We start from the raw sequence: 5375 nt of genomic DNA on the forward strand, positions 1-5375 counted from the left end.
CCATGAAGGCCTGGAAAAGACGTGGCGCCATCGTCGCCGGCGGTCTGGTGGTGGTCAGCATCGCCGCCGCGCTGGTGCTGAACGCGCTCAACAGCAACATCGCCCTCTACGTGACCCCCAGCGAGGTGGCGGCCGGCAAGGCGCCGCAGAACTCGGCCTTCCGCATCGGCGGGATGGTCAAGGACGGCTCGCTGCGGCGCGACAACCTGACGGTGCACTTCGTGGTGACCGACACCGTCAAGGAGATCCCGGTCTCCTACACCGGCATCCTTCCCGACCTGTTCAAGGAGGGCAAGGGCGCCGTGGTGCAGGGCAGGATCGGGCCGGACGGCCAGTTCGCCGCGACCGAGGTGCTGGCCAAGCACGATGAGAACTACATGCCGCCGGCGGCCCAGCACGCCGTCGACCAGGCCAAGCGCGCGCAAGGCGCCGCCCAGCAGACCGCCGCCGACGGAGCGTCCAAGCCATGATCCCCGAACTCGGGCACTTCGCCCTGATCCTCTCCGCCTGCGTGGCGCTGCTGCTGGGCACGCTGCCCCTGCTCGGCGCGCACCAGGGCCGCCGCGAGTGGCTGGCGCTCGCCCGCCCGGCGGCGCAGGTGATGTTCCTGCTGATCTCCGGCTCGATGGCGGCGCTGGCGTGGAGCTTCTACGTCAACGACTTCAGCGTCGCCTACGTCGCCGGCCACTCCAACTCGCTGCTGCCGGCCGGCTACCGGCTGGCAGCCGTGTGGGGCGGCCACGAAGGCTCGCTGCTGCTGTGGCTGTTCATGCTGGCCGGCTGGACCTTCGCCGTCGCGCAGCGCTCGAAGACGCTCGACGAGGCGATGGTGGCGCGCGTGCTCGGCGTGCTGGGCCTCGTTGCCACCGGCCTGCTGCTGTTCGTGCTGCTGACGTCCAACCCGTTCGACCGCCTGGTGCCGGCCGCCGACGAGGGCCGTGACCTCAATCCGCTGCTGCAGGACCCGGGGCTGATCTTCCACCCGCCGCTGCTGTACATGGGCTACGTCGGCTTCTCGGTCGCCTTCGCCTTTGCCATCGCCGCCCTGCTCTCCGGCCGCCTGGACGCCGCCTGGGCGCGCTGGTCGCGCCCGTGGACGACCACCGCCTGGATCTTCCTGACGCTGGGCATCGCGCTGGGCTCCTGGTGGGCGTACTACGAACTCGGCTGGGGCGGCTGGTGGTTCTGGGACCCGGTGGAAAACGCCTCCTTCATGCCCTGGCTGATCGGGACGGCGCTGCTGCACTCGCTGGCCGTGACCGAAAAGCGCGGCAGCTTCCGCAACTGGACCGTGCTGCTGGCGATCGGCGCCTTCTCGCTCTCGCTGCTGGGGACCTTCCTGGTGCGCTCGGGCGTGCTGACCTCGGTGCATGCGTTCGCGACCGATCCCAAGCGCGGCATCTTCATCCTGATCCTGCTGGCGCTCGTGATCGGCACCTCGCTGACGCTGTTCGCCTGGCGTGCCCCGAAGGTGGGCCTGGGCGGCGCGTTCGGCGTGATCTCGCGCGAATCGCTGCTGCTGGTGGGCAACGTGCTGCTGGTGGTCGCCGCCGGCTCCGTGCTGCTCGGCACGCTGTACCCGCTGCTGGTCGATGCGCTCGGCCTGGGCAAGATCTCGGTCGGCCCGCCCTACTTCAACGCGGTCTTCGTGCCGGTGATGGCGCCGGTGCTGCTGCTGATGGCGGCCGTGCCGCTCGCCCGCTGGAAGAATGCCGACCTGGGCGACATGGCCCGCAAGCTGGCGATTCCGGCCGGCGTGGCGGTGGCGGCGGGAATCCTGGTGCCCTGGCTCGCCGGCGGCTGGACGCTGCTCACGGTCCTGGGCACGGCGCTCGCGGCCTGGGCGGCCGCCTCCACCGTGGCGCAGGTCGCCCGGCGACTGAAATCGGGCATGCCGCCGGTCTCGTTCTGGGGCATGCACCTCGCCCACTTCGGCGTGGCGGTGTTCGTGCTGGGCGTGACGCTGGTGGGCGGCTACCAGCAGGAGAAGGACGTGCGCATGGAGCCGGGCGACGTCACCAGCGTCGGCGGCTACGAATTCAAGTTCCTGGGCGTGCGCACGGTGCAGGGCCCGAACTACCAGGCCGCCCGCGGCGAATTCCAGGTGAGCCGGGCCGGCAAGGACGTCACCACGCTGTTCCCCGAGAAGCGCAACTACGCCTCGTCCTCGATGCCGATGACCGAGGCGGCGATCGACGCCGGGTTCACGCGCGACGTCTACGTCTCGCTGGGCGAGCCGCTGGAGGGCAAGGCGTGGGCGATTCGCGTCTACTTCAAGCCGTTCGTCGACTGGATCTGGGGCGGCTGCCTGCTGATGGCGCTGGGCGGCGCGCTGGCGATCGCCGACCGCCGCTACCGCATCAAGGTCAAGGCCGCGGCCGCGAACGCCGCGACGGTGAGGGCCGCTGCATGAAAGCACGCTTCCTGGTTCCGCTCGCGCTGTTCTTCGTGCTGGTCGGCTTTCTGGCCGTCGGGCTGCGCAAGGACCCGCGCGAAGTGCCGTCGCCCTTGGTGAACAAGGCCGCGCCGATGTTCAAGGTGCCGCAGGTGGTGCTGGCGGACAAGACCTTCTCGCCCGAGGAGATGAAGGGCAAGGTCTGGATGCTCAACGTGTTCGCCTCCTGGTGCGTCGCCTGCAAGGTGGAGCACCCGCTGCTGATGGAGATGCAGCGGTCGCAGGTGGCGCCCCTGGTCGGCCTGGACTACAAGGACAAGCGGCCGGACGCGCTCAAGTTCCTGTCGCAAAACGGCGACCCGTACGACCTTGCCGCCTTCGACGGCGACGGCCGTGTCGGCATCGATTACGGCGTGTACGGCGTGCCCGAGACCTTCGTCATCGACAAGAAGGGGGTCATCCGCTTCAAGCAGATCGGCCCGATCACGCCCGAAGCGCTCCAGAAGACCATCCTGCCGCTGCTCGAGCAGCTGAAGAAGGAAACATGAAACGCCTCATCGCACTGCTGCTGCTGGCGCTCGCGCTGGGCGCGGCGACGGCCAAGGAGGCAGCGCCCCTGGCCGAGGACCCGGTGGTGGAACAGCGCATGCTCGCCATCTCCGAGGAGATGCGCTGCCTGGTCTGCCAGAACGAATCGCTGGCCGCCTCGCGCTCGGACCTGGCCCAGGACCTGCGGCGCGAACTGCGCACGCTGATCAAGCAGGGCAAGACCGACGCCGAGATCCGCGACTTCATGGTGAGCCGCTACGGCGACTTCGTGCTGTACCGGCCGCGCGTGAGCCCCACGACCTACCTGCTGTGGGCCGGCCCCTTCATCCTGATGATCGTGGCCGTGGTCGTGCTGCTGGTCTACGTGCGCCGGCGCAACCGCGCCGTCGACGCCGAGCAGGCACTGACCGAAGAGGAAGCGCGGCGCGCCGACGCGCTGCTGAAGGAGGAAGCGAAATGACCGCATTCATCGTGGCTGCGGCGGCCACGGTCCTCGTCGTGCTGGTGCTGCTGCTGCGCCCGTTCTTCGGCCAGCGCTTCGGCAGCGCCGCCGAGACCTCGCGCGCGCAGCTCAATGCCGCGATCTACCGCGACCAGTTCGCCAAGCTGGAACAGGACCTCGCCGAAGGCACGCTGCGGCAAGCCGACTACGCCCAGGCCAAGGCGGAACTGCAGCGCCGGGTGCTGGAGGACCACCGCACCGAAGAGCGCGCCGCCACCGTCGGCGCGCCGCGCAAGACCATGATCGGCATCGCGTTCGCCGTGCCCCTGGTCGCCGGCGCGCTGTACCTGCTGATCGGCAACCCCGCCGCCATGCAGGGGCTGCCGGCCGGCCACGGCGACATCGCCAACGCGCAGGAATTCGAGAAGATGGTGACCGCCCTGGCCGAGAAGCTGGAAAGGGAACCGACCAACTACAAGGGCTGGTCGATGCTGGCGCGCTCGTACAAGGCGATGGGGCGGCCGGTCGAGGCGCAGAAGGCGTTCGAGCGGGCCGGTTCGTTCATCGACGACGACGCCCAGGCGCTGGCGAGCTACGCGGACGTGGTGGCCACCAACGCCGGCGGCACGCTGGTGGGCAAGCCGACCCAGCTGATCCAGAAGGCGCTGAAGGCCGATCCGAACAACCCGATGGCCCTGTGGCTGGCGGGCACCGCCGACTTCGAGGTGAAGAACTACAAGCAGGCGGTCGCCACCTGGGAAAAGCTGATCGCGATGATGCCGCCGGGCACGGATGACGCGCGCATGCTGGAAGGCGCGATCGCCGACGCGCGCAGCAAGGGCGGCATGCCGGCCAAGGCGCCCGCGATGGCCGCGGCCGGCGCGAGCGTCAAGGGCGTGGTGGAACTCGACCCGGCGCTCAAGGCCCAGGCCGGCCCCGATGCCATCGTGATGGTCATCGCGCGCCGCCCCGGCACGCGCATGCCGCTGGCCGTGCTGCGCAAGAGCGCGTCCGAGCTGCCGCTGCAGTTCACGCTCGACGACTCGATGTCGATGGACCCGAACTCGAAGCTGTCCTCGGTGACCGAGATCGAAGTCGAGGCCCGGATCTCCAAGACCGGGCTGGCCAAGCCCGAGCCCGGCGACCTGCTGTCGCAGGCCCAGACCGTGAAGCTGGGCGCCAACGGCGTCGCCCTGCGCGTCGGGAAGGTGGTCCAGTAGGCCAATTTGCGGGACGGAAACCCCTCGGCCGGACCTCGTGTCCGGCCTTTTTTTTTCGCGCCCGCGTCAGCCACCCCTGTTGCGCATCCAGTCCGCCGTCTGGAAGAAGCTGGCGCTCAGGCGCCGCCGCAGCGTCTCGTCGACGGCGGTGTCCGCCAGCGCCTGGTCCATGCAGGCGAGCCATTCGTCGCGTTCGCGGATCCCGATCGCGAACGGCATGTGCCGCATGCGCAGCCGCGGATGGCCGAAGCGCTCGACGTAGTGCTGCGGCCCGCCGAGCCAGCCGCAGAGGAACCAGAACAGGTTCTGCCGCGCCCGCGCCAGCTCGGTGCCGTGGGTCGCGCGCACCGCGCCAAAGCGCGGCTCCAGTTCCATGAGGTCGTAGAAGCGCTCGACGAGCGCCAGCACCTTCTGCTCGCCGCCGATCTGGTCGAACGGCGTCGCTTCGCGGCTGTCGTGGGCGGAGTCCATGGAACGATTCTCGCGAACGGACCCCAACCCTGGCCCGCGATGGCCCATTCCGGGCCGCCGGCACCCGGCTGGCGGCGCTCGTCCGCCGTGTGCCGCGCTTGGCGGGGCAGCCGGCGCGCCGGTGCGGGCGCTATTGCGGGGCCCGGCGCAGCGTCTCCACCACCGGCCGGGTGAGCACCTCGCGCAGGCCCCACCAGCCGGCGCCGAGCGCCAGCACCGCGCCGGCGAGCGCGCCGCCCAGCGCGACCCAGGGCGAGGCCGTCCAGTCGAAGCCGAAGGCGTATTTCGCGAGGCCCCA

Annotated in this window: 6 protein-coding genes; 5 read left to right on the plus strand and 1 reads right to left on the minus strand. The window is 70.2% G+C overall.

The window, feature by feature from the left end; translation table 11 throughout:
- Positions 1–2 precede the first annotated feature (2 nt).
- Genes ccmE through ccmI form a run of 5 tightly spaced genes read left to right on the plus strand, consistent with a single transcriptional unit; the run spans position 3 to position 4606 of the window.
- Positions 3–470 carry a cytochrome c maturation protein CcmE gene (gene ccmE, locus VNT59_RS11905; RefSeq protein ID WP_325498626.1) on the plus strand — a complete coding sequence of 156 codons (468 nt, stop codon included), beginning with the start codon at positions 3–5 and terminating at the stop codon, positions 468–470.
- Positions 467–2413: a heme lyase CcmF/NrfE family subunit gene (locus VNT59_RS11910; protein WP_325498627.1), complete on the plus strand. Its 1947-nt coding sequence runs from the start codon at positions 467–469 to the stop codon at positions 2411–2413. The genes ccmE and VNT59_RS11910 overlap by 4 nt, the downstream gene beginning before the upstream one ends.
- Positions 2410–2943, plus strand: coding sequence for a DsbE family thiol:disulfide interchange protein (locus tag VNT59_RS11915; protein ID WP_325498628.1), 534 nt, complete (start codon positions 2410–2412; stop codon positions 2941–2943). The genes VNT59_RS11910 and VNT59_RS11915 overlap by 4 nt, the downstream gene beginning before the upstream one ends.
- A complete protein-coding gene (locus VNT59_RS11920) occupies positions 2940–3404 on the plus strand; it encodes a cytochrome c-type biogenesis protein (RefSeq protein ID WP_325498629.1) in 465 nt (154 codons plus the stop codon). Before VNT59_RS11915 ends, VNT59_RS11920 begins: the two co-directional genes overlap by 4 nt.
- On the plus strand, positions 3401–4606 hold the full coding sequence (gene ccmI, locus VNT59_RS11925; RefSeq protein ID WP_325498630.1) for a c-type cytochrome biogenesis protein CcmI: 1206 nt from the start codon (positions 3401–3403) through the stop codon (positions 4604–4606). The genes VNT59_RS11920 and ccmI overlap by 4 nt, the downstream gene beginning before the upstream one ends.
- 66 nt (positions 4607–4672) lie before the next feature.
- On the opposite strand, the gene VNT59_RS11930 is transcribed toward ccmI, so the two are convergent.
- Positions 4673–5077 carry a group II truncated hemoglobin gene (locus VNT59_RS11930; RefSeq protein ID WP_325498631.1) on the minus strand — a complete coding sequence of 135 codons (405 nt, stop codon included), beginning with the start codon at positions 5075–5077 and terminating at the stop codon, positions 4673–4675.
- Positions 5078–5375 lie beyond the last annotated feature (298 nt).

The organism is Ramlibacter sp., assembly GCF_035554825.1.
Classification (GTDB): domain Bacteria; phylum Pseudomonadota; class Gammaproteobacteria; order Burkholderiales; family Burkholderiaceae_C; genus Ramlibacter.